The sequence below is a fragment of the Arundinibacter roseus genome (genome assembly GCF_004348825.1).
GTDB classification, from domain to species: domain Bacteria; phylum Bacteroidota; class Bacteroidia; order Cytophagales; family Spirosomataceae; genus Arundinibacter; species Arundinibacter roseus.
In genome coordinates this window covers 42,905-67,073 of record NZ_SMJU01000014.1, presented here as the reverse complement: position 1 = coordinate 67,073, position 24,169 = coordinate 42,905, and the positions used below count along the sequence as shown (strand labels likewise).

Genomic DNA, 24,169 nt, shown 5'->3' with positions numbered 1-24,169 from the left:
AGTGCTTTTGTGAAAAAATCGTTTCGGATCAGAAGCCAAGGTTTATACCAACAATGATGGTTTTTGCCTGCGGTGCAGAATAAAAATCATTGCCAAGACCGATGTTTCCTGCCAGATAATCCGCATTTACTTCCGGATCCCAGCCTGTATATTTAGTAAATGTGAGCAGGTTTTGACCCGTTACATACAACCGAACCCGATCCATCTTGATTTTTGAGGAGATTGTATTTGGCAGGGTGTACGACAAGGTCGCAGTTTTCAACCGCAGATAGTCGCCTCGTTGCAGATAGCGCGACGACTCGGCTGTTCCATTGGCACCAAACAGGCGAGCTTGTGGCACGTTTGTTACGTCACCGGGCTGACGCCAGCGGTTAAGCTGATCGGTCGTTTGGTTATCGAAGAAATCGCCATTGGCCGATTGGAATTTGCCGCCACCGTTGTAAATGTCATTACCATATTGGCCCTGGAATAAGAAATTTAATTCAAGACCTTTGTAAGCAAAATTATTGGAGATACCGCCAATCAATGTTGGATTGGGGTTGCCAATTACGGTCCGTTGAGCTACGTTGGGATCGTTGGTTGTGCTGCGGTCAAGCGATCCGTCGGGGCGCTCTTCGTTTACGTAGTAGAGGGCATCGCCATTTTGCGGGTCTACCCCTGCGTATTCAATAGAGAAAAACGAACCGATGGGCTGTCCTTCTACGGCACGGTTAATAAATCCGCCTTCGATGACCTGTCCGTCCAGATTCAATATTTTGTTCCGGTTGGCAGCGAGGTTCAGCGTAGTGTTCCAGGTAAAGGCACCCGTTACATTCTCCGTATTCAAAACAAATTCCCAGCCTTTATTTTCAAGATTTCCAACGTTGCGAAGCTGCGTACGGAAGCCCGAGGTACCCGGTACGTTTACATTCAGCAGCAGGTCGCGGGTAGTTTTGACGTAGTAATCTACTTCCCCCGAAATCCGTCCGCCAAAGAAGCCAAATTCCAATCCTGCGTCCGTTTGCGTGGTTTGTTCCCAGCGCAGGTCAGGATTTTCGATTTGCTCAGGGCGTTGGCCCGGCACGCCTGCATAGCCCGCATCGCCCCGATAAAGACCATAGGAGTCAAAGTTGCCGATTTCGGCATTTCCGGTTAAGCCGTAGCTTGCGCGCAGTTTCAATAAGCTAAGCGACGGAATATCTTTCATGAAATTTTCGTCTGAAATGAGCCAACCTGCCGAAGCTGCCGGGAAGAATCCATAGCGATTGTTTTCTCCGAAGCGCGACGAACCGTCTACCCGGCCACTGACCGAAAACAAATATTTATTGGCAAAACGGTAATTGGCACGGGCAAAATACGACAGGAAGCTGAAATTAGTTGCCGATGAGCTACCGGCTGTAATACGAGCAGCCGAAATGATTTTGGTATAGGAGTTGGAAGGAAATTCCTGTCCGGTAACCTGATTTAATGTTGCGTCCGACTTTTGAAATGTCATACCCACCGTTGCATCAATATCATGCACTTCGGCCAGGGTGGTGCCCATCGTAAAGAAGTTGTTGGTCGTATAGTTTGTGATTTGTGCCCACGAGCTAAATCCCTGTCCATTGGGCGCGCCTGTGTTGCGGGAAGTTTCTTTGCCAAAATACTGATCTTCGTTCAGGTTGTACAGGTCAGTACCCCATTCTGATCGGAATTTCAGCCAGTTTGCAAATTTGTACTCTGCATATACATTCCCAATCGTCCGGTAAGAGGTCGATAAGTTTGAAGAGAAATCACGGTTTAGCAACGGATTGTAGTACAGCGTGTAGTTTCCGCTTAACTGATCCGTCCGTGGATCAATCACGGGTGTCATTGGTGGCAAGGCCACAATCTGCAAAGGAGTAGAGAATGCATTGTCATTGGAAAGACGTCCGTTTTCAGTGCGGGCCAGGTTTACATTAACTCCCAGGCTGAGTTTTTCGGTAGCCTTATGGTCCAGATTCACACGTCCGCTCAAACGCTTGAACGTGTTGCTGATCAAAATCCCTTTTTGATCCAGATATTGTCCCGAAACAAAAAAGCGTGTTCTGGCATCGCCACCACTGGCACTCAGGTCAAATTGCCCCATGGGTGCTTTTTGAAAAGCTTCGCTCTGCCAGTCGGTATCAAATTTACTGTTCCGCCAGCCTTCTTCGTCACCCGCAGCGTAGCGGGTAAAGCGGCTGTATGTGCTGCCTGTCAGGTAATTGGCTGGTAGATTGCCGAGAGCAATACTATTGTTTACAGCTTCTGAAAACAGCTCCACGTACTGTTCCGTGTTTAGCCAATCGCGAAGGCGGGTAGGTGTGCTGCTACCCATTTGGTAGCTTGCATTGAACTTCGTTTTCCCTGTTTTCCCTTTCTTTGTAGTAATCAGCACTACACCATTGGAAGCCCGTGAACCATAAATGGCCGCAGCCGAAGCATCTTTCAAAATGTCGATGGACTCAATATCGTTGAAGTTGATGTCTGCCAATGGATTTTGAGGCGCCGTGCTTGTACCCTGATCGCTGGATGTCAACGGAATTCCGTCAAGCACGTACAAGGGTTCGTTGCTGGCCGTTACGGATGAAGAACCCCGAATCCGCATTTGCATGCCCTGTCCGAGTTTACCGTTTAGAGAGGTAATTTGCACGCCGGCTGCCCGGCCCTGCAACGCCTGTTCAAACGTAGTTACCGGGACATTTTCGATTTCTGCCCCGCTGATTTTGGCGATATTGCCAGTCAGGTTGCGCTTGGATTGCGTACCGTAACCCGTCACAACAACCTCGCTGAGCGTACGGTCGTCAGAAGTGAGCGCAACATTGATGATACTCTGATTGCCCACACGAATTTCCTGCGCGCCAAGCCCTACAAAACTAAATACCAAAATTGCGTTGGAACCCGCGTTTATCTGATAATTCCCCGAAGCGTCCGTTTGGGTCCCTCGCGTACTTCCTTTCACTTGTACGCTCACTCCCGGCAAGGAAGTGCCATCCTCGGCAGAAGTTACCTGGCCCGTAATACTCACATCCTGTGCCAGCACGGCCGACACAGAAAAGAGGACACAGAGTAGTAAGAGTAAACTAATTTTTTTCATATACGATAGATTTGTTGAAATGTGTATTTAGATTAAGAATGAAATAAAAATTTAAGTTGTTTAATGATACAAGTTGGAATAAACGTATAAGGTATTGATTAAAGTTCAATCTTAGTGAAATAGACTAAAAGAACAAGGCTAATTTTGAAATTTGCAGAAAAAGTATAAAAAAATAGTGTAAAATGAATAAGAAGCCTTATTAATTTTCACAAAAGCGGGATTTGACCATAGGAAATACGCATTAAATAGTTGTTTATGCCTAACATTCATTTTTTTTAAAATGTTTACTCAAATGCATTTTCGGTTATTAATAAAATATTTTAAAATGCGAAGTGCTTGATAATACCATCATGAGGCCAGGTGCTTTTGGAAGGATATGAAAAGAAATAAAACTTGGCATATGTTAGATAAATGCTATTTTGGCACAAAGCTGAACAGGATTTTTTTGACGATGTATGGTGAAGGTTAGCTCTAAAACTGAGGAAAGTATTTTGTTTCTAACAATTCCAAACAGTCCGGCGCCTGCCAACGTTTTTTGTCTTCTTTTGGTGATTGTAGTCTTCGTTTGGCTGTTACAAAAATTTCTGATTCCTGGAATGAGCAAGATATGTATCCAAAGGGTTTAATAATTGTACGAAGATAAAAGCGTCAGGGTTGCGTTTCAGAGAAGAACTGCTTATACTATGTAATCCGATGACCAGACTCACGGAATCGTAAAGCAACTTACCTGTTTTTGTTCCTATGCAAAAAGCGGAAAAGGATGGCCCGCCACACAATCCGAACGTGGTTCCAAAGGGCACGTCCTAGCCCAAAATGTGTACGCAAAACGGCAAATCGATCTAAAAGCGAACGGCGATGACGCTGCACCGACAAACCGCCCACAAGGTAGCGGCACAGCACAAACGGCAGGCGATGCACCGATGTGGCTTTCTTCAGGCAGTTGATTTCCCAATCAATATCAGCGCTCAGGTTATCCAAAAGATAGGGCGGTGCCAGATCCCGGCGGACAATAAATGCCTGATGCGAGATTTTCATACCCGTAGCCAAATCTTGCCAGCACGCAGCCTCGGGCAGCGCATGTGGTGTTACCTCACTTCGCAAACCGACTGAATCGCCATTTTCCTGTACAAAAAGTGCATCACTATAATAGATGTCTTCCCGACTGTTGAAGGCATGCAACAAACGCGCAATGACTTGTCCGTCATGCACTTCGTCGCCAGCATTCAGAAACCAGATATACCTTCCCGTGGCCATGCTCAGACCTTTGTTCATGGCATCGTAAAGTCCACGGTCCGGTTCAGAAATAATGAGGGTAAACAAAGACGAAAAACGTTCGACAATTTGCAAGGTACCATCCGTAGACGCACCATCTACCAAAATATATTCCAGCTGATCGGCCGCGCCCGGAACCAATGCGGCGGCATTAGCCACACTTTGCAGGGTTCGTTCCAGATAGTTCCCGGCATTATAGGTAATCGTCACAAGGGTAAGAAGGGGCGCCATATCAAAGCAATGAGTTGTAAAGTTCCTGATATTTTCGGGCCACAATCGCTTCAGTATACGTGTCCAATACTTTTTGTCGGGCCTGTTCAGCCAGTTTCATGGTGTCCGTATTTTTTAATACCCAGTCAATCCCTTCGGCCAGGGACGTTGCCGAACGGTAATCAGCCACAAAGCCGTTGATTTGATGGTCAATCATATCGGGAATGCCACCCGTGCGGAAACCAACGACGGGCGTACCGGAGGCCATTGCCTCCAGCACTGTATTGGGCAGGTTGTCTTCCAGCGACGGCACCGCCATGACGTCTGCCGCGGCGTAGGCTTCGGCAATGTGCGTGCTGTCGGACAGTTTTCCCAGGTTATGCACTGTCACACTCAGACCGTCATATGCTCCCGGTTGGGCTTTACCAAAAACAAGAATTTCCAGTTCCTCATCTGCGGCATGCAGTTTTTGAACAGCTTCTTTAAAAAATGAAAAACCCTTTCGTGGATCCTGCGTATTGGCACCCACAAACAGAACCAGTTTTTTGTCTGCGGGAAGTCCTAATTTCTGCCTGAGTTGCGGCTTGTGCCGGGGAGTAAAAAGTTTCGTGTCAATTGGATAGGGAATCACAAGGGTAGGTAGATCCTTCGTCAGCGCTGCTGACTGTGTAATTTGCCCAAGCCATTGACTGGGAGCTACGAAGGCAACAGGGGCGTTTTCAAACAACGCTCTTTTTTGTTCAAAAACCTGAAATGACAGATCGTAAAGTTCAGGTTTGGCCAAATATGGACAAGCCCGGCAGTGGCTCAGGTAATGCTCGCAGCCGCGGCTGTAATGGCATCCGCCCGTAGAAGCCCACATGTCATGCAGGGTCCATACGATGGGTTTACCCATAGAAAAAAGCCGTTGTAAGCCCGGCAAGGATAGAAATCCAAAATTAATCCAATGCAAATTGATTACAGAAGCCTGCTGTACAAGTGGGTGTTGGTGGAGCGGTAGTCCAACGGCTGCCGGAGAAAACGCAAAGCGGGCGCTCCTGTCTTTTTCGTGCGGTAAAAATGATAGTCGTTCAGCGGAAAAACGGGCCCAGAAAAGCTTGTTTTTCCAGGGAGTGTCTGCGTAGGCAGTTACTCCCGCTGCGGGTTTTTGGGCCCGATAAACCAGCATTTGAGCATCGAGACCCTGATTGCGCTGGGCCTGATGAATGCGCGAAGCCGCCACGGCCGCCCCGCCTTCCAGCTGAAATGTACTTAGGTGAAGAATCATGCTGCAAGATACTGGAATGGATTCGGATGTGAAAGTTGGGACTTCGGATCAGCAGAACGTTTGAAATGGACCGTCAGGATTGTAATATTGTGATCTGTTTCAATTATTTATTTAGTAATCCTACGGCCCAAACGGCCTGTATTCCAGATCTATGACCATCGAAAAAAAGAGTCATGAAGCCCATTCGGGCTGGTTTGATAGTCAATATGCGACAGCTGAGGCGCAAAAAAATGCCATTGAACGATGGATTCGGGAGCGGAAAGAAAAAACGATCAATAACTGGATTCACGAACGCCAACTCGAATTGACGGCTCCGTTTACCGAGGCAAAAAAATCGTGGCTAACCGTCGGCGATGGCTACGGATTCGATGCTAATTACTTTTACGACAAGGGGTTAGACGTTACCGCTACCGACATTGCCGGAACCTTCCTGCCGTTGTCGCGCTCGTATGGAGTGCTGGATAAATTTTCTATTGAAAATGCCGAAAAACTAAGCTTTGCCGACCAATCCTTCGACTATGTGTTTTGTAAAGAAGCCTACCATCATTTTCCAAGACCCTATTTGGCCGTCTACGAAATGATCCGGGTAGCACGGGAGGCAGTTATTTTGGTTGAGCCCCACGATCCTATTTCGAAAATGCCACTGTTGCTTGCCATGCGCAACCTGATGGATCGGTTTGATACTACACTTTTGCAGAAATATTGGAAAAATCGGTATTCGTTTGAAGAGGTAGGAAATTACGTTTTTAAACTCTCCGAGCGGGAGATGGACAAACTCGCCAACGGCATTGGACTGCCGGCGGTAGCCTTCAAAGGTATAAATAACAATTACTACGATCCGGCGATTGCCAGCGAAAAGGCGGATGACTCTTCACCCGCTTTTCGGAAAGTCAAACGTAAATTGGCGTTTCACAACGCATTGGTTAAATGCTCCCTGATGCCATCGCAGGTACTATGTGCCGTGATTTTTAAGAAAATGCCTGATGCTGCCGTACAGGATGCGATGAAGCGGGAAGGCTTCGAATTCCATGTATTCCCACCCAATCCCTACGCTTCACGCTGAGGCTTGTTCAGGGGCGATAGCCAAATATATTCAGTTGCAGATCCATGCTGTCGTTGCCCCGGTAGCGGTGATTGACAAACGGCCGCTTGCGGTGCTGATTGGTGTCAATAAAATAACGAAATCCGTTTTCTTCAAACACCCGAACCACACTTGCCAGCGACTGCGGATGATCGATGTAGGAGTGAAATTCAACAAAAAGATTTTGTACATGCGCCAATGACTCGCGGCAGTCTTCAAGTACTTCTATTTCGGCTCCTTCAATATCAATTTTTAAAAAATCAATTCGTTTTTCAGCCATAATAACGTCCCGCAAACGCACCGATGGGACCAGTTGTTTGGCGGAATTTTCAGAAAAAATAGAAGAGGAATCGGACGCTTCACTTCCAAATAACACACCATCGGCATGCACCCACACAGCTTTGGCAATCACCGTAACGTCGTTAATTCCGTTGGTTTCAAGATTGTTTTTGAGCAAATCGGCAATCTCAGCTTCGGCCTCAAAAGCCGTAATGCGCGCCTGCGGAAACAATTCCTTAAAGTACAAAACACTCATGCCTACATTTGCACCACAATCCAATATAACTGGCTGTAAATCATCTGATTGAAAATGGTAGTATTCGTCGGCAAAGATTTCCTGATGTTGAAATAGAAAAGACATGGTATCGGGCACTCGCAGGCGATAGTTCCCAAACGACACATCGGTTAACTGATGCCGGGGTCTGTCGCCGTAGCGCCACAGCAGACGCATAAATTCGCGGCTACGCGGGGTACGAAGCGCATGATACGATTCTTTAAGTAATTGACGAAGCCAGAACATAGCCAGATTTATAAGTGTTAAACCCCGTATTTCAGGCGGTTTTTTAATTTTAATTTCCAGGGTAAACGGTAATATTCCTCAAAACGCCGCATCATTTCTGCCTCCGGTAAAAGCTCAGCCGGAAACCGAACAGGTCCTTCGGCGAGTTCCTGCCCGTATGAAGTGGTGCTATAAATGAAATTGGTGCCACTCCCATCAGTGCCAATATTCTTAATTTTGGATCTCACGGGATACACACCATACGCCAGATGACGTGCCTGCGTCACAATCCAGCGAATGGCCCAGGAGTCGATCACGCCCCGCTGCTGCTTTACCAGCATGGGCCAAAGGTCTTCACCGCCCTGGATAAGCCGTTTTTGAAAAGCAATATCTTGCTTAATTTGTTCAAAATCAGAAACGGTCCAATCGGCTTTCTCCCATTTATTTTGCCAGGTTCCCCAGCCCCAGGAGCTTGCGCGAGGAGCCAGAAAAACATCGTGAGGGTAGTTTTCCGGGAAATCAACCGGTGGAGTGTAGGCCGTCACACTGAAAATGTCTGCCCGGGATTCGTAGGTGTCGAGCGCACGGTTTATATAATCAAGAAAGTCGGTCGTACACAGCATGTCATCTTCCAGCACAATAATGCGTCCATACTGACGTAGCACTTCGCTAACCCCCGCAATGACCGATTGTGCCAAACCCTGATTGACCGATGATTCGTGAATTTGAATAGAATGAAATCCCGTAAGGGCGTTGATTACGTTCCTGACTTCTGCTACCAGTCCGGCTTCGGCAGAGCTACGGGCACCATCAGAAAAAATAATGAGCGGACTTTGCTCTGCCAGCGGATTTTGCCGGAGTGCTTCCAGCGTTTGGGCTAAATGCGCGGGTCGATTGTAACAAAAAACAACGATGGGAGCGAGCATTGGTCAGCGTTTTTGCGCATCAATAATGAGCGAAGTGTACACGAGTTTTCCGCCCTGATTGCGTGAATCGTGATCAGCTGAGCGGCGGATGATGCCGTCTTCGGGCCGCCACGGCTGTTGATGAAACTGACCATTTTCATCAAAATATTCCAGAGGAAGCACCTTAAAACCAATTTCTTCCAGAAAGCCCGACATCAGCTTATAGTTATACAGAATCTTATGGTCATCGGCTCCGTCGCCGGTGCCACCGGGCCTCACTTTGGCAATGTACTCCGGATCGGGATGAAAGCCGTCTGGTACGGCCACGCGCAGCACACCGCCCGGTTTCAAAAATGTATGACAATTCTTAAAAGCCAGTTTTCCATCTGCTTCCGAAAAATGTTCCCATACGTGTTCGGCCAGGATGCGGTCTACGGAATTTTCGGGGAAATAGGCTGCCCAGTCGTCAGCTTTCAAAATATTCAGGGTCTCGATATCGGTGAGCATCCAACCTTTAATAAACGAAAAACCCGATCCGATGACCAGTTTAACGGGTTTTGCAGGATTATAGGAGCTTAGCTGAAATTGGCTGTAAGGCTTTTTGAGGAGTGCCGCTATGAGTTTTTGGGTCGAGAACATGAATAAGGCCGAATAATTTTTTTTAACAAAGATACAAGAAAACCAACGGTGTCGGACATCGGACAGGCTTCGTGAAACGCCCTACCTTCGGCCAACTTTTTGTTTAACCATTTTCCAGGCCATCCAAAACCCTGCCGAAATATCTTCCGAAACGCGGAAAGCCAAAATACCTCCACCGAAAATAATTCCGACAGCCACCGAACGCAGGAGCAAGCCCGTTAGTCGCCCGGCGAGAGTCGTGGCGTCGGGCACCGGCAGATAAGTTGCGGCCAGAAAGGCGCATCCCCCGAGTAAAATCACGAGCAGAGTTTGACTTGTAAAGGGTTGGATACCAAGCTTGTAGCGAATGAAAGCCAATTTAACCCCATTATAAATAACCACCGAAAACAGCGAGGCCGCCGCCGCGCCATTGTAGCCGTAGCGGGGAATCAGATAAAAATTACTTGCCATGAGCAAAAATGTAAACAGCACAATAAATACAATATCGTAACGATAGTAGCGCGAATTCGTCAGGATTTCGGTATTCAGTCCGGTCATCATATCGGCAATCCGGCTCAGGCCTACCATGAGTACCACGTATTTTCCGGGTGCATAGAGGTCGGATTTTGGAATAATGGCAAAAATAGAATCAATATTGACCCAGATTCCCAACAGGAGAAATACGCCAATGATGAATAAATTGAGAGACGATTTTTTATAAATGGTATCAATTTGTGCCAGATCATTTTCCTGAAAAGCTCTGGAAATAATGGGGGCGCTGATCATAACAATGCTGTTTCGTGGAATCGAAATCACGAGGGCGATTCGAGAGGCAAGGTCGAAAATAGCCGTGCTGCTGAGCCCGCCGGCAAAGCCGGGCAACAGAATTTTTTCAATATGTGGCATCAGCGCAGCACTAGCGCCACCCAGAATTACCCACAATCCGTAGCGCCACATATCGCCAAAGGCCGGATGCCGGATAAACCCAAAGTCGAGCGTAGTAAACAGATTCCCCTGCGTATAAAGATACACCAGCATGGCCACTACCGCCAAACCGTAGCTCACGACGGTTAGATTTACCATAGTATCAAAGCTAATGAGCTGAAAGCCAAATAGTATAACTACTACGCTGTTGAGCAACCGAAGACCGATTTCGCGAATCAGCGATGGCACTACAATGCGCAGATGAATGCGCGAATAGGCTTCCAAAGCCAGCAAATATACCATGCCTACGGTGAGCGGAATGAATACGTAGTAGTACTTAACCAGCAGGGGAGAGTGCTCCTGATAAAAATTCAGGTAAAAGGGTTTAAAGGCTAAATAAAGAAAAATAAACCCTAAAAGCCCCACAAAAGGTGTGACAAGAATAAATGTAAAGAGCTGTCGACGAGCTGTTTGGGTTTGAAATTGACTATGAAAACGCACCGCCACCGACGGTACGCCCAACAACGCAAACGACATATAAACGATCGGGAAAGTAAGTAAAGTGGACGCATAAAGTCCGAGCTGCTCCTGACTCAAAAACCGGTTGTACAGGATCAGCATATTTATGATCCCGATGGCTACACCGGCGTAGGTTACAACCGAACTTTTTAAACCCTGGCGGATGATAATCCCCATGCTGCATACAGAAATTTGAGAGGGCGAAATACGGGAAAAACCATAAGATTGCCTAACAATGCTGCTCAACCAAACGGGCATTTGTCGGCTTTTGCTACATTTGTACAAAAACCTCTTTCCTTTGAAAATTCTGAGCATTGTGGGCGCAAGGCCCAATTTCATGAAGGTAGCGCCGCTACATCGGGCTTTTTTGGCTCATCCGACCATACAATCACGCATTGTACATACGGGGCAGCATTATGACAGCCGCATGTCGGACGTGTTTTTTAATCAACTTCAATTGCCGGTTCCCGACTATTTTCTGGGTATTGGCGGTGGTAGTCATACGCAGCAAATGGCGAATATCATGTTAGCTTTTGAACCAATTCTGCAAGCCGAAAAACCGGATGTAGTGCTGGTGGTGGGCGATGTGAACTCGACCATTGCCTGTGCGTTGGTGGCGGTGAAGGAACACATTCCGGTCGTGCATGTGGAGGCCGGCCTGCGAAGCGGCGACCGGGGAATGCCCGAAGAAATCAACCGGATTTTGACCGATAGTATTTCGGATTTTTTATTCGTAACCGAACGAGCCGGGATGGAAAATCTGGCGGTGGAAAATGTAGCTTCCGAAAAAGTTTTCTTTGTCGGCAATGTCATGATCGATTCGCTGGTACAGTATCGTCAGCAGGCCCAAAAGTTGCGACTTTTGGAAGAACACAATCTGCCGGATGGCGGCTACGTGCTCATGACGATGCACCGTCCGGCCAATGTGGATCAGGAAAAAGGATTGAAAAGTATTCTGCAAATTATCAAAAATACAGCCGCGCATCAAACCGTCGTATTCCCGGTGCATCCCCGCACGCTGAACAACCTGGAACGCTTTGGCTTGCGTACTGAACTCGAAGCGATTCCAAATCTTTACCTCATGGAGCCGCAGGGCTACCTGGAATTCCTGAATTTGATGGAACACGCCAGCCTGATTATCACCGATTCGGGTGGAATTCAGGAAGAAACTACTTTTTTGCAGATTCCCTGCCTGACTTTCCGCGACAGCACGGAGCGGCCCATTACCGTAGAATTGGGAACAAATTATCTATTAAGCGATTTGAACCCTGAATCGGTACACGCCCTGTTGATGGACATCCTGAACGGTCAGGCAAAAAAAGGGACGATTCCGCCGCTGTGGGACGGTCATGCCGCGGAGCGGATTACGAATATTTTGCTGGAAAAATTCTGTAACTAGTTACTTTTCAAAAACCTTCCTTTTTTAACCAATCCAGGCGTACGTATTTTTTTCATGAAAGCTATAAAAAAACAAGTTTGGTCGCTGCTCAATGCGTTGGGCCTTGGGGGCCTGTTGCAACTCCACCTCAAAAGTGCTCTGAAAGAGTACGGCTGGTTTCGGAGTTTTCATACCAAACGTTCCGTGGACGCAAAGGGAGAGGCATTGCCCTGGTATACTTATCCGTTCATTGCTTTTTTGGAACCCCGTCTTACCAATACACTGCGGGTTTTTGAGTATGGTTCTGGAAACTCTACCCGTTGGTATGCGCAGCGAGTCGGGCACATTACGGCCGTGGAGCACGATCAGGAATGGGTCAAAATTGTGGAGAAAATGCTGCCGAAGAATACCACGCTGCTCATCCGGCCATTGGACCAAACCTACGAGCAGGCCGTAGCAACTGCGGGCCAAACGTATCAGGTGGTGGTGGTAGACGGGCGGCGGCGCGTAGCCTGTGTGCTTTCTGCGGCAGATCATTTGGCCGAGGATGGCGTGCTGATTCTGGATAATTCGGAACGGGATATTTATACAGAAGCCCGGCAGTTTATGCAGCAAAGAGGATTTCGAAGCCTTGATTTTTATGGCATGACGCCTATCATCAGCGACGAAAGTTGCACGACCGTTTTTTATAAAACAGGTAATTGTCTGGGTATTTAAGGCACTTTTATAACGATTTTATAGGTCGGCCCGATAGGTTTTTTTGCAGGAAAGCTTGCCGCCAATATTCTCTTTGAATCGTTGAAGGGATGGTTTTTCCTCCCCCAAATGATCGAGCGAAACCCCGAGGTCAATGAGCCGGATGCGTTGCTGCTGTGCGTATTCGTACAGAGCCGCATTCAGTAATACGGTAGGACTGTATGCTCGATACCGAAGATCGTCAGCCGGGCAAAAATTATATAAAATATCCTGCGATACCCGCACAACTAACGTTAGCGCAATGATTTGCTGCTCGTCTTTAACCACAAAAACCGAAATCTGCTCGGGGAGTTGTTGAAGTAAATCCTGTACCTGTTGTTTTTGAATCGGCAGCGTATACCCTTGCTTTTCACGATTTTCGGCCAGGAAATCATACACAAAATCGGACTCAGGATTCGTGAGTTTTGCGGTAGTAAAACCTGCCAAAAGGCATTTTTTTAAACGCTTTCTCTCAGAATTCGACAGTATTGTCTCAAAGGAAGCTGCCGTCACGTCAATATGATGATTTGTTAACGATTGATAGTCTTTAAAACCTGCGGTCAGGTAAATCTTCTCCAAAAATAAATCTCTTGACGAATTGTAGGCAGTCGGCGGTGCTTTGACCGCACAAAACCGAAAGGACTGCTCCTTGCACCATTCTCTTACACAAGTCAACATAACTAGCAGCGACTCTTCTGATATGTTCTCGTCGAACTCAATGCCACCAAAAGGCGCAGAAGGCAGCGACCACAACGAGTCCTGTTCCACATCCATCCGGAGAAGAGCCAGAATTTGGCCTGAGTGGCGTTCCTGCAAACAAAAAGTAACCGGGCTGATTGATTTCTGTGTAACCAAATGATTACAGGAATTGTAAAGGAAAACAGGGAAAGAAACAGCAGACTGGACGACTTCCTGACGGTGTATCCAAACCTCGTCTGAACCATGCCTTCCGATGCGATAAGATTTTTCCTGAGTCAGTTCTAATTCATGCATGTTTCAAATAACGCAAAAGAATAAGTAATCCTATGTTTTTTAGTCAATAGATTCAGAAAGTAGCGCAAGTTGTCAATTTTGTTTAAATAAATGGCTGAATTAATAACTTGATTATCAATTGTTTATTTATGATGTTTATATAAATATGTAGTTTTCTGTATCATTTAAAAAAACTGGCATAATCTTCGCTTGCAGTATGATGTGTTAAAAAAATTCTGCATAGGATGGAGATTATTTACAAATGGAAGGCGAATGTACAAACCGGTATCAGTTTGTTCAGTAGGGGTTTGGGTTTCTTCATGCTACTGTTCGCCGTGGCGGTTCCAGCGTTTGCGCAGGTAAGCGGGACGGTATATCGAGACTTCAATGGAGACGGTGTACGGCAGTTTTCGCTCCCAACAGAGCCGGGTGTTCAGGGGATTGTTGTAACTGCTTTTATTGCCGGAGAATCTGCTCCACTTACCTCCACCACCGACTCCCTTGGTTTTTACAGTTTCCCAGTAGCTTCCGGTAAGAAAGTACGTCTGGAATTCAGCGAGATGCCCTTTGAGACCTATGCAATAACTACCACTGCTACAAATACTTCTTCTGTACAATTTGTAACGGCGCCCATCGCAAATGCTGACCTGCCGGTGAGCGATCCGTTGGCTTATTGTAAAACTGTTTTGCCCGATTTGGTAACTCCATGTTACGTTGTTGGTGATGCCCTTGCTGCCGGAAGCAATTCCGGACCACTTGCTTCACTTATTTTCTTTCCATATAGCGCCTCAGGACAAGGCAGCCCCCCGATTGAACTAGCTACCACTGCCGAAACCGGCAGCATTTGGGGGGGAGTATATCATCGGCAGGATCAAAAATTATTTTACAGCGCTCTCCTGAAAAGGCATGCAAGCCTGGGTCCGCTCGGGCTGGGTGGAATTTACATGACCGACCTGTCGAGCGGCACCCCGGTTACGAGTTCTTACCTGAACCTGAGTCAGTTTGTCAAGCTAAGCAGCACTGCCGATAGCCTTGCTTTACTAAATAGAAATTTGCCCGTAGATTTTGTGCAGCCTAGTCTCGACTCGGCTGCGTTTCGGTTGACTGGCAAAGTGGGACTTGGCGGCATGGCGCTTTCGCCGGATGAGAAGAAAATGTGGGTAGTGAATCTGTATGAAAAAACGCTGGTTCAGATAAATATCGGTGCGCCGGTTCGTCCGGGCAATCAACTAACAGCCGCTGATATAACGTCCTTTTCCATCCCAAATCCTGGATGTGTACTTGGGGAAGCCCGTCCATGGGCGGTGGAGTATCAGCAGGGATCGCTGTACGTAGGGGTTACCTGCGATGCACGTCAGGCGGGTAGTACACGGGCAAACCTCCGGGCGTATGTTTATCGCTTTGATCTGAAAACCATGCAGTTTATTTCCACGCCGGTCATCAGCGAAGCCCTCAGCTACCGCAAAGGGTGGGTACATGCAGGCGTGCCACAAAGCGAATATTGGGAGCCCTGGACCGACCAATGGAGCGACCTCACCACTTCATTACTGACCGAAGTTGGCGGTGTTTCGTACTACCGGGCTTCCCGCCCACAGCCAATTCTTTCAGATATTGCCTTTGATACCGACGGCTCCCTGATTTTGGGACTTATGGATCGCACCGGTAACCAAACTGCCCGCAATCAGTGGAGTGTGCCTGCCACCTCAGGATTGTACAGCGGCTACATAGGTGGCGATATTTTGCGGGCACAAGCGCATGCAGATGGTACCTACGCACTTGAAAGTAACGGTACATCCGGCCTGCGTGTTGGATGCGGCGTTGGAAATAATCAAGGCCCGGGCGGTGGTGAATTTTACTGTGCTGATTTTTACCGTGACGTGTTTAGTGGCGATACCATTCAGCAGGAAACCTTCATGGGATCTTTGCTGGTAGTACCCGGCAATGATGAGGTTATTGCCTCGGTCATTGAGCCGTTTACGGTGTGGTCGGGTGGAATGGCGTGGTTTAGCAACCAATCCGGAAACCGTACCAAAGCCTACGAGATTTATAACGGAGAGGGGCCTCAGCTGCAATACGCCGGAAAGTCAAACGGATTGGGGAGTATTCAGGCCTTGTGTGAAACAGCTCCGCTGCAAATTGGAAACCGAATTTGGATCGACGCCGATCAGGACGGTATTCAAGATCCTGACGAACTTCCGCTGGCCAATGTACAGGTGGCACTTTTTGATTCAACTGGAAATCTAAGTGGGGCTACTCAAACCAATGCCGCCGGTAATTATCTGTTCGAAGGTAATGACTTAAAACCCAATACTACCTACTATCTGATAGTTGGAACAAATGGAAATTTGGCTCAGTTTGACAAAACCACCGAGACTCTGACCATTAACACGATTCCCTATAAACTTACGTCGGCAAACGTTGGTGAAGGACCTAATGCCGATCTGAACGACTCGGACGCACAACTCGCCACCGGACTTCCGGCAGCCCTCAATGGTTTCCCTTACGTACGGGTGCAAACCGGTGCGCCCGGACAAAATAACCCAAACTATGACATTGGGTTTATCTCCTGTTGGCTTGAACCACTGCCTGATACCACGGTTTGTCAGGGTGTTACGTCGGTTCAGTTGCCAGCTGCCGAGGCAGGTCAGCTCTGGACGGCAGGTAGCGGAAATCCTTCTCCGGCCACTATTTCCAATACGGGACTTATCAATGGGATGATCAATGCAGGAACTTACGCTTTTATTTTAAGTCAGGGAACTACCTGTACGGATACTGTACGGGTGATCGTAAATGCCAAACCAAATGTGATGTCCATGATCGAACGCCCAACCTGTACGGATCTAACCGTTAATCAGGATGGCAAGATTTCGGTATCTGGTTTTTTAGCCGGCCAAACCTTCGACCTGAGCCTTGGCGCAACGTTTACATCGTCTATGTTCGGTTCTCCACAGCCGATTCCGGGAAACGGTACTTTGGTCAGCGACCTTCAAAATCCGGCAACAGTTAGTCAGGCGTACACCCTTCGGATTTATGGCGAAACGGGTTGCACCCAAGACATCGCTCTCACGCTCATGCGCCGCGATTGTGCCTGTGGTGACGTGCGGTCCCTATGTATACCAATTACAACCCGAATTATTAAGAAATAGCGCTGGAATTATATATCGTGCTTTGTTACCTAAAGAAAACTGGTGCTTTCATGCGAAAATACCAGTTTTTTATTTTTTGATAGGCGAAGAAAATTACTTAATTAGTTGTTTCAAACGCCCCTGATACGATTGTAAATAATTTCTTTTGGTATTTTCATTGAGAAAAGAAGCCGCTACCATTTTTTCAATTGAATCTGATTTGGAAGTCATCAATGCAAGTATTGATTGAAAACTCTTTTCACTTATTTCTGCAAGTTCTGCTAGTTTAGCAAATTGTAAACTAATTTTTCCCTGTGCTACCTTTGCAGGTAATAACCCCTCGGTTAAGGCAAAATCCTGATCCTCGATATGGATGCGACTATTTAGCAAATCATAGGACGGACTTAAACGGTAATCACCCATGGGAGTTTCCAGAATAGAGAAATTTTTGAAGTGTGCATCTCCGTTTGAAAAGAGATAATTAAATAGTACTATTTTTAAAAGCTTTGGTGCTTCTACCTTGTATGTAGATAAATATTTTTTCATTAATTCAAAAAACATTAAATAATTCCCCGCATATTTATAATGCTCTCCATGCGTTTGTGGTGTTCTTTCAGCCAAAGATGCAAAATCATCCTGTGCCCATTTTGTGCCGTCATCTTTTACATCAAAGCGCTTGGTTATGTAGGCAGGAGCGCCATTTTTAAAAAATATCAAGGCATTCTCGGCTGTCTCTATGCCGTAAATCTGACGGGCAATTTGCATCGTTAGATGTTCATTAGCAGGCATTTGTTCTGCTTTTCTACCAGCACCCGGAATCGGTTTCAGAATATACGTACCGCTTTCTCCCTCCTCGACAAGCCTCAATTTGTTCTTATCAAGTAAAACCGAAAACTTTTCCTGTACACCTGAAATCGACATCCGTTTTCGATTTACTTCAAATAGTTCATCTGTTTCGGGGTTGGATGATGGCGCTTCATAGGGCAATACATGGTATACTTTTTTACCATGAAATACTCTCTTCAAAGCCGTAGGGCTATACGTATCAAAACCATAAGATAACGTACCGGGACAATTTTCAATCAACAATTGAGGATTAAAAATTGAAAAAGCAGCTTGATCGTTTTTTAATTTACTCATGGGTTTTAATAGATTATTACCTGTAAAGAGTATTTATTTATAGCCTTTTAATGATGGGTGAATTAAATTGTAAATGTCAGGCTGAGCGTACAGGGCCGCCTGGCGGTCGAAGCCAGTCTGCCAACGGGCTTCGACCGCAGTGGCGGCCGCTTCGCTCAGCCTGACAAATTCCTCAAACTCAAACTTTTCTTTACGGGATTATTCACCGATCAATAATGATAAATAAGTATAGATATAAATTACTGGTATTCGTCCAGAAATAGCACTTGATAAAAATCTATTATTCATCAATCTTAACAACTCTTACTGCTCCAATGCTATCATTTTTCGCAGTTGTCATCAGCAATCCAAAGTAGTCGTCCTGATCAATCCTGTTTAACTTACAGGCCACCTGTTTGTTAGAACCTTCGGGAAGCATATTAAAAAAAAAGGGGAAGAGAAATTCTGAATAAAATTCCCGTCGGTTTTTTGGCAATGTGAGACTTATACTTTGCTTAGTAGCATCGGCTATCCAATAATCGTGATAACGAAATACGAATGAACCGTCGTCGTGTTGAGTTAAAATACCCGCTTCCTTATTCTTGAATATTATGGCTGCACTTCTCATGAATCAGGCGTTATATTTTTGACCTTCAGGCTTATCTCTAAGCCCAAAACATCCGCAACTTTTTGGAGCGTTTGCAGCGTAGGATTTCCTTTGCCGCTTTCAAACTTTTTCAGGGTTCTTAATCCAACGCCCGACAGTTCAGCCAATGTTTCCTGCGTTACCTGCAATACCTGCCTGCGTTCTTTTATTTGTTTAATTATCTCCGTAAAGTGCATTATATGGCATTTTTTTGTGTAAATATACATAAGTTTAATTAAAATTCAACCATAAGTGCAGTTTAAGGCACTATTTCATGAGATTAATTCTTCCCTGTGAAATTCTACAAACGATTCACTCATCAGATTCTACGATTCATCAGATTTGTGACAAAAAATAATCGCTTCTTGCAGACCTTTGGTTTATAAAAAAGGCCATTCTCTATGAAAATTGATCGGATTCAACGTTTCGAGTTGTACATATTTATTGCTGTGTTGGGTTTAAACCTGTTGTTAGGCGTTCTTGCGGGACAAAAAGACTACGCCCTGCTTCGCCAATTGACTTTTGTGGGCTCAGCTAGTGTACTGATTTGGTTTTCGTTAAGGCAAATGGGGCCTTATCTCGTTCGTCGGGCCGATCAGTTTAACCCGCAGGTAGGTGCACTCTTCATTATCGGAATCGCCCTGCTGACGGGCGGGGCCGTTGGCCTTGGGCTGATTTTGCTGTGGCGATTTGCGGGAGGCTACACGCAGTTGCCGGGCGTCAGTTCGCTAGTGGCTAATTTTATGTCTTTTGGCATTATTTCCGCTTTAATTACCTCTATATTTATTTTAGGAGTCTTTTTAACCCGACGCAAAACCTCCTTGCTTGAAGAAGAAAAACTAAAACAGGCGTTGTTGAAAGCTGAATTTGATTCACTAAAAAATCAGGTAAATCCTCATTTTTTGTTCAATTCACTCAATATTCTCAGTGCGCTCATTCCCGAGGACCCCGAAAACGCGGTGCAGTTGGTTGAAAAATTATCGAAAGTCTTTCGCTATAATTTACAAAACAGTCCCCGCAGTACAATTGAACTCAGTACGGAACTGAAAATTGTTGAATCCTACCTTTTTATACACAAAATGCGGTTTGGCGATAATCTTCACTACACCTTTGAATTGGACGAAGCCCTGGCATCACACCTTTTTATAGTGCCGCAGGGGCTGCTTACACTCGTAGAAAATGCCATCAAGCACAACGAATGCTCAGCTATGAAACCACTCACGATCAGCATTCAGGCCGATGAGGATTACGTATCGGTTGCCAATTCGTATCAGCCCCGGCGACTGCTTGCCGGGGAGTCGACGGGCATAGGGCTGGCCAATCTGAAAAGCAGGTATGCAATGCTGACTTCTGATCCAATTCTGCTGGAAAGCGATCCGGCTGCTTTTGTGGTGAAAATCCCGTTACTAAAAAGCTAGATTTAAGAAGAGAATAGTTGAAATATATAACCGATTGTATGAAAATAGTATTAATTGAAGATGAGCCACTGGCAGCTAAACGGCTGGAAGGAATGATTCGGGCAATTGAGCCGAAGGTAACTGTGCTCGCCCGACTCGACAGCGTTCGTGAGAGTGTCCTTTGGTGCAACCAAAACGAAGCTCCCGATCTTATTTTTATGGATGTGCAGCTTGCCGATGGCTTGTGTTTTGAAATATTTCAAGAAACCGAAATACGAAGCCCCATTATTTTTACTACCGCTTACGACGAATACGCGCTGCGGGCCTTTAAGGTAAATAGTATCGATTATTTACTCAAACCCATTGACCCTGATGAGTTAAGGGATGCAATTGTAAAGTTTAATGCGCAGCGGGCTCCACAAAATCAGGAGCAGGTGCGCCCCAACCTTGATCAGCTGCTGCGGACAATGGCACCGCCTTCGTATAAAAATAGATTTTTACTCAAAACAGGAACTCGCTTTGAGGTGGTCGAAACGCGCGACATCCTATATTTTTATGCAGAAGATAAAGTAGTTTTTATACAGACCGCAGCCAATCAGCGGTATCTGATTGAAGACACGCTGGATGAACTGGAAAAAAAGATGGATCCGCAGGCATTTTTCAGAGCTAATCGACGCTACCTGACGCATTTGTCCGCAATTGAACGAATTGAGCCTCATTTCAACGGAAAATTAGCTCTTCGATTAAAGTACCGACCCTGGGAAGAAGAGATATTTGTGAGTCGTGATAAAGCCGATGGATTCAAAAAATGGCTCGATAGTTAGCAGTTTTTGTTTTTTTCTACTACCGTTTTTTGGACTTTATTTAGTTTTTGGTTGTCCACATTCATTTGAAGTTACCGGACTTATGCCTAGTTTTGTCAGCGAAAAGTATGGATGCTTGTGCGTAACAAACCAAAACAATAGGTGAAGATATTAGGAATTTCGGCCTTCTACCACGATTCGGCAGCGGCACTAATTGATAATGGTGAAATTGTGGCTGCGGCCCAGGAAGAACGTTTTACACGTAAAAAACATGATCCCGGTTTTCCTTCCCATGCGGTACAGTTTTGCCTTGAATATGGAGGAGTAACTATTAATCAACTTGATGCAATTGTCTTTTATGACAAGCCACTGCTCAAATTTGAACGTTTGCTTGAAACCTACTACGCCTTTGCGCCAAAGGGAATCCGCTCGTTCATTACGGCAATGCCGGTTTGGATCAAAGAGAAAATGTTTCTCAAACGGCTGATTAATGAAGAGCTCGTCAAGCTGGGATATGACAAGAAAAAGCCCGTCAAAATTCTTTTCCCCGAACACCATCTCTCGCACGCGGCGAGTGCGTACTATCCTTCCCCCTACGAAAAGGCGGCGATTCTGACCGTCGACGGAGTAGGCGAGTGGGCTACGGCTTCTATTTGTTTAGGCGAAGGAAAGGATATTACTATTCTTAAAGAACTGCGTTTCCCGCATTCACTGGGTCTTTTGTATTCAGCGTTTACCTATTTCCTGGGTTTTCGGGTAAATTCGGGAGAATATAAACTGATGGGACTTGCGCCTTACGGCAACCCAAGCTCACCCGATGTAGATCGCTACGTAGACAGTATTCTGAAAGAACTTATTGAACTAAAAGACGATGGTTCGGTATGGCTCAATCAGGAATATTTTGACTACGCTACGGGGCTCAAAATGGTGAATGAAGGAAAATGGGAAGCGCTCTTTGGATTCAAAAAACGAAATCCCGAAGATACCCTGGAAGCCGAACACTGTAATCTTGGATTAGCCATTCAGCGCGTGACCGAAGAAGCCGTGATTTTGATGGCCAAAGAAGCCAAACGCCTCACGGGTGCCGATTATCTGTGTATGGCCGGAGGGGTAGCGCTCAACTGCGTGGCCAATGGCAAAGTGCAGAAAGCGGGCGTATTTAAAGATGTATTTATTCAGCCGGCTGCCGGCGATGCAGGTGGAGCTCTTGGAGCCGCTCAGGCCGCTTATCATATCTTTTTTGGTCAGGAGCGCAAGGTAACCTGGAAGGGCGATGCCATGCGTGGCTCTTATTTGGGGCCAACATTCTCGGATTTGGATGTGGAGCTGACCGCCAAAAAATATTCAGCGGTTTATACGCATTACGAAGATTTTAAAGAATTAAGTAAAGATGCTGCCCGTCTGCTTTCGGAAGGCAACGTGGTTGGCTGGGTGCAGGGCCGGATGGAATTTGGTCCGCGGGCACTGGGTGGTCGCAGTATTTTGGGGGATCCCCGGAATTCGGAGATGCAGAAGAAATTGAACCTCAAAATCAAATACCGCGAATCTTTCCGCCCGTTTGCTCCGTCAGTTCTGGCCGAGGAATGTGCCGATTACTTCGACTACGACGGCATTTCGCCCTATATGCTTCTGGTACATCCCGTAGCCGAAAGTCGCCGCAAGCCCCTTCCCGACAATTATGACGGACTGGATCTTCGGGATAAATTATACTTCTTGCGCTCCGACCTTCCGTCAATCACGCACATCGATTATTCGGCCCGGATTCAGACGGTTCACAAGGAAACGAACCCCCGCTACTGGGAATTGATTAATGCTTTCAAAGACCTAACCGGTTATGCGGTAGTAGTCAACACGAGCTTCAACGTTCGTGGAGAACCGATCGTTTCAACGCCAAACGACGCTTACCGCTGTTTCATGCGCACTGAAATGGACTACCTCGTGGTAGGAAACTACATCTTCGACAAGCGCCAACAGCCTGAGTGGCAGGAAAAAGATAACTGGCAGGAAGAGTTTGTACTTGATTAGGCAGGAATTCAGGCGATATAAGAAAAATTAGTTGGCATGGCCTCAAAAATCGTAACGAGTTGTATTCGGCTTCTCCTGCTGTCAGTGCTGTTTGTGTTTCTTTTCTACCCTGATAAGTTTCACCTCGTACTCGACTACCCCGGCAGGCCCCAAAGCGATAGTTTTTATATTCGTTTGGCAAAGTCCGTTTTCTGGCTTTTGCTGATGATCGAAATCCTCCGTATTTTTTATTATGGAGTTGTCAAAAGTAAGGCCAAAGGGTTGGCTGCCAATGTTGTTACACTCGTTGTGCCGCTGATTGTGGTTCTTATTTTTCTTGAAATGATTTTCATGTACGTTCCGCAAAGCCACGAAGGGGTGCTTTCCAAGGCATCGCAAATTTGGTGGGAAAAGTACTGGAAGCCTGTAAATGCCCAAAATTACCGCGACCGGGAGATTCTGAATGATACAACCAAGAAAGCAGTGTTGGTCATCGGCGATTCGTTTGCTGCGGGACATGGGCTCGAAAATCTGGACGAACGGTTTTCCAATCAGTTGGAAGCAAAGCTTGGGGCAAACAACCACGTGGTGTATAATTTGGGCGTATCGGGCTCTGATACCCGCGACGAAGCAGCAAGGCTCATGCGCTATCCTGTCAAACCGGATGTGATTGTGCTGCAATATTTTCCAAACGATATTGAGAAAGTGGCCCGCGAAAAAGGGTTGACACTCACTGGCGCCGAACCCTACGCCGACCTGACAGGCTCATGGGCTACGCTGGTCAAACGGTTTTATTTACCTAATTTTGTATACTGGCAACTGCCTCATACTGCGTTTAGTACCTTTGAAGAGTTTGTAAATAAAGCGTATACTGACACCACGGTTCTAAATGCCCACTTCCGCGACTTATCGGTTATGCTTGATTATCGCGACAGCAGCCGGGCCGAGATGTACGCCGTGTTTGTTCCGTTTTTGTTTCAGTTGGACAAAAGCGCAGCCTACACCAAACCGGTAGAAGACTTTTTAAAGAGTCGGGGTGTTACGGTGGTGCGGCTTACCGATGGAGTGGCAAAAATTGCGGACAAAGATCGGGTAGTTGGTAAAAATGATGGACATGCCGGTCCGGCCGTAAATACCCTCATGGCCGAACGAGTCTTTGAGGCAATGAAGAAAAAGAGCAACTAACAAAAGCCCTGAAAGGGCGCAATACACCAGCACAGGGTGCAGCCCTGTGGGTGTTGGTAGGGTGGACGTAGTTGGGTGTTGGCAGAAGGAAAAGAAAAAGGAAAATAAAAAGAGCAATCCACAAAAGCCCTGAAAGGGCGCAATACACTAGCACA

At 46.4% G+C, this 24,169-nt stretch carries 19 protein-coding genes; 8 read left to right on the top strand and 11 right to left on the bottom strand.

The window, feature by feature from the left end; genetic code table 11:
- Positions 1-28: 28 nt before the first annotated feature.
- The 3 genes from EZE20_RS19430 to EZE20_RS19420 form a co-directional block, all read right to left on the bottom strand.
- Positions 29-3,076, bottom strand: coding sequence for a SusC/RagA family TonB-linked outer membrane protein (locus EZE20_RS19430; RefSeq protein ID WP_132120828.1), 3,048 nt, complete (start codon positions 3,074-3,076; stop codon positions 29-31).
- Between the two features lie 723 nt (positions 3,077-3,799).
- Positions 3,800-4,579, bottom strand: a complete 780-nt coding sequence (locus tag EZE20_RS19425) for a glycosyltransferase family 2 protein (protein ID WP_132120826.1) — start codon at positions 4,577-4,579, stop codon at positions 3,800-3,802.
- A gap of 1 nt (position 4,580) precedes the next feature.
- A complete protein-coding gene (locus tag EZE20_RS19420) occupies positions 4,581-5,825 on the bottom strand; it encodes a glycosyltransferase family 4 protein (RefSeq protein WP_132120824.1) in 1,245 nt (414 codons plus the stop codon).
- Between the two features lie 151 nt (positions 5,826-5,976).
- On the opposite strand from EZE20_RS19420, the gene EZE20_RS19415 reads away from it, so the two are divergent.
- Entirely contained in the window at positions 5,977-6,888 is a 912-nt protein-coding gene (locus EZE20_RS19415; RefSeq protein WP_132120822.1) for a class I SAM-dependent methyltransferase, read from the top strand.
- A 7-nt stretch (positions 6,889-6,895) separates the two neighbouring features.
- Here the strand turns inward: EZE20_RS19415 and EZE20_RS19410 are convergent, their stop codons facing one another.
- From EZE20_RS19410 to EZE20_RS19395, 4 genes are all read right to left on the bottom strand, one after another.
- Entirely contained in the window at positions 6,896-7,705 is an 810-nt protein-coding gene (locus tag EZE20_RS19410; RefSeq protein WP_132120820.1) for an FkbM family methyltransferase, read from the bottom strand.
- A 17-nt stretch (positions 7,706-7,722) separates the two neighbouring features.
- Positions 7,723-8,610, bottom strand: coding sequence for a glycosyltransferase (locus EZE20_RS19405; RefSeq protein WP_132120818.1), 888 nt, complete (start codon positions 8,608-8,610; stop codon positions 7,723-7,725).
- Between the two features lie 3 nt (positions 8,611-8,613).
- Positions 8,614-9,228 (bottom strand): class I SAM-dependent methyltransferase, encoded by a 615-nt coding sequence (locus tag EZE20_RS19400; protein ID WP_132120816.1) that lies wholly within the window; start codon positions 9,226-9,228, stop codon positions 8,614-8,616.
- A gap of 81 nt (positions 9,229-9,309) precedes the next feature.
- Positions 9,310-10,827, bottom strand: coding sequence for a polysaccharide biosynthesis C-terminal domain-containing protein (locus tag EZE20_RS19395; RefSeq protein WP_165933533.1), 1,518 nt, complete (start codon positions 10,825-10,827; stop codon positions 9,310-9,312).
- A 121-nt stretch (positions 10,828-10,948) separates the two neighbouring features.
- Between EZE20_RS19395 and wecB the strand changes: the two genes are divergently transcribed.
- Both wecB and EZE20_RS19385 read left to right on the top strand, forming a co-directional pair.
- The gene (gene wecB, locus EZE20_RS19390; protein WP_132120812.1) at positions 10,949-12,049 is read left to right on the top strand and encodes a non-hydrolyzing UDP-N-acetylglucosamine 2-epimerase; all 1,101 of its coding nucleotides are present in this window, start codon (positions 10,949-10,951) and stop codon (positions 12,047-12,049) included.
- A gap of 54 nt (positions 12,050-12,103) precedes the next feature.
- On the top strand, positions 12,104-12,745 hold the full coding sequence (locus tag EZE20_RS19385) for a class I SAM-dependent methyltransferase (RefSeq protein ID WP_132120810.1): 642 nt from the start codon (positions 12,104-12,106) through the stop codon (positions 12,743-12,745).
- Between the two features lie 18 nt (positions 12,746-12,763).
- Here the strand turns inward: EZE20_RS19385 and EZE20_RS19380 are convergent, their stop codons facing one another.
- The gene (locus EZE20_RS19380) at positions 12,764-13,756 is read right to left on the bottom strand and encodes a GNAT family N-acetyltransferase (protein WP_132120808.1); all 993 of its coding nucleotides are present in this window, start codon (positions 13,754-13,756) and stop codon (positions 12,764-12,766) included.
- Positions 13,757-13,980: 224 nt separating this feature from the next.
- Here EZE20_RS19380 and EZE20_RS19375 point away from each other — a divergent pair, with 224 nt between their 5' ends.
- Positions 13,981-16,881 carry an SdrD B-like domain-containing protein gene (locus EZE20_RS19375; protein WP_132120806.1) on the top strand — a complete coding sequence of 967 codons (2,901 nt, stop codon included), beginning with the start codon at positions 13,981-13,983 and terminating at the stop codon, positions 16,879-16,881.
- Positions 16,882-16,974: 93 nt separating this feature from the next.
- On the opposite strand, the gene EZE20_RS19370 is transcribed toward EZE20_RS19375, so the two are convergent.
- The 3 genes from EZE20_RS19370 to EZE20_RS19360 form a co-directional block, all read right to left on the bottom strand.
- Complete coding sequence (locus EZE20_RS19370; RefSeq protein ID WP_228713892.1) at positions 16,975-18,000, bottom strand: type II toxin-antitoxin system HipA family toxin; 1,026 nt, start codon at positions 17,998-18,000, stop codon at positions 16,975-16,977.
- 280 nt (positions 18,001-18,280) lie between these two features.
- Positions 18,281-18,607 (bottom strand): HipA N-terminal domain-containing protein, encoded by a 327-nt coding sequence (locus EZE20_RS19365; RefSeq protein ID WP_132120804.1) that lies wholly within the window; start codon positions 18,605-18,607, stop codon positions 18,281-18,283.
- Positions 18,604-18,822 (bottom strand): helix-turn-helix domain-containing protein, encoded by a 219-nt coding sequence (locus EZE20_RS19360; protein WP_132120936.1) that lies wholly within the window; start codon positions 18,820-18,822, stop codon positions 18,604-18,606. Before EZE20_RS19360 ends, EZE20_RS19365 begins: the two co-directional genes overlap by 4 nt.
- Positions 18,823-19,026: 204 nt before the next feature.
- Between EZE20_RS19360 and EZE20_RS19355 the strand changes: the two genes are divergently transcribed.
- The 4 genes from EZE20_RS19355 (at position 19,027) to EZE20_RS19340 (ending at position 24,014) form a co-directional block, all read left to right on the top strand.
- On the top strand, positions 19,027-20,043 hold the full coding sequence (locus tag EZE20_RS19355) for a sensor histidine kinase (protein WP_132120802.1): 1,017 nt from the start codon (positions 19,027-19,029) through the stop codon (positions 20,041-20,043).
- 38 nt (positions 20,044-20,081) lie between these two features.
- Positions 20,082-20,846: a LytR/AlgR family response regulator transcription factor gene (locus EZE20_RS19350; protein WP_132120800.1), complete on the top strand. Its 765-nt coding sequence runs from the start codon at positions 20,082-20,084 to the stop codon at positions 20,844-20,846.
- Positions 20,847-20,987: 141 nt separating this feature from the next.
- On the top strand, positions 20,988-22,850 hold the full coding sequence (locus EZE20_RS19345) for a carbamoyltransferase family protein (RefSeq protein ID WP_132120797.1): 1,863 nt from the start codon (positions 20,988-20,990) through the stop codon (positions 22,848-22,850).
- 36 nt (positions 22,851-22,886) lie between these two features.
- Complete coding sequence (locus EZE20_RS19340; protein WP_132120795.1) at positions 22,887-24,014, top strand: SGNH/GDSL hydrolase family protein; 1,128 nt, start codon at positions 22,887-22,889, stop codon at positions 24,012-24,014.
- Positions 24,015-24,169: the final 155 nt, after the last annotated feature.

Excerpts from the sequence above, each read along its gene's own strand:
- EZE20_RS19375 (WP_132120806.1), top strand. The coding sequence starts at position 13,981 with ATGGAGATTATTTACAAATGGAAGGCGAATGTACAAACCGGTATCAGT.
- EZE20_RS19415 (WP_132120822.1), top strand. The coding sequence starts at position 5,977 with ATGACCATCGAAAAAAAGAGTCATGAAGCCCATTCGGGCTGGTTTGAT.
- EZE20_RS19410 (WP_132120820.1), bottom strand. The coding sequence starts at position 7,705 with ATGTTCTGGCTTCGTCAATTACTTAAAGAATCGTATCATGCGCTTCGT.
- EZE20_RS19430 (WP_132120828.1), bottom strand. The coding sequence starts at position 3,076 with ATGAAAAAAATTAGTTTACTCTTACTACTCTGTGTCCTCTTTTCTGTG.
- EZE20_RS19395 (WP_165933533.1), bottom strand. The coding sequence starts at position 10,827 with ATGGGGATTATCATCCGCCAGGGTTTAAAAAGTTCGGTTGTAACCTAC.
- EZE20_RS19360 (WP_132120936.1), bottom strand. The coding sequence starts at position 18,822 with ATGCACTTTACGGAGATAATTAAACAAATAAAAGAACGCAGGCAGGTA.
- EZE20_RS19420 (WP_132120824.1), bottom strand. The coding sequence starts at position 5,825 with ATGATTCTTCACCTAAGTACATTTCAGCTGGAAGGCGGGGCGGCCGTG.
- EZE20_RS19370 (WP_228713892.1), bottom strand. The coding sequence starts at position 18,000 with ATGAGTAAATTAAAAAACGATCAAGCTGCTTTTTCAATTTTTAATCCT.
- EZE20_RS19350 (WP_132120800.1), top strand. The coding sequence starts at position 20,082 with ATGAAAATAGTATTAATTGAAGATGAGCCACTGGCAGCTAAACGGCTG.
- EZE20_RS19385 (WP_132120810.1), top strand. The coding sequence starts at position 12,104 with ATGAAAGCTATAAAAAAACAAGTTTGGTCGCTGCTCAATGCGTTGGGC.
- EZE20_RS19425 (WP_132120826.1), bottom strand. The coding sequence starts at position 4,579 with ATGGCGCCCCTTCTTACCCTTGTGACGATTACCTATAATGCCGGGAAC.
- EZE20_RS19340 (WP_132120795.1), top strand. The coding sequence starts at position 22,887 with ATGGCCTCAAAAATCGTAACGAGTTGTATTCGGCTTCTCCTGCTGTCA.
- EZE20_RS19365 (WP_132120804.1), bottom strand. The coding sequence starts at position 18,607 with ATGAGAAGTGCAGCCATAATATTCAAGAATAAGGAAGCGGGTATTTTA.
- EZE20_RS19355 (WP_132120802.1), top strand. The coding sequence starts at position 19,027 with ATGAAAATTGATCGGATTCAACGTTTCGAGTTGTACATATTTATTGCT.
- EZE20_RS19405 (WP_132120818.1), bottom strand. The coding sequence starts at position 8,610 with ATGCTCGCTCCCATCGTTGTTTTTTGTTACAATCGACCCGCGCATTTA.
- EZE20_RS19400 (WP_132120816.1), bottom strand. The coding sequence starts at position 9,228 with ATGTTCTCGACCCAAAAACTCATAGCGGCACTCCTCAAAAAGCCTTAC.
- EZE20_RS19380 (WP_132120808.1), bottom strand. The coding sequence starts at position 13,756 with ATGCATGAATTAGAACTGACTCAGGAAAAATCTTATCGCATCGGAAGG.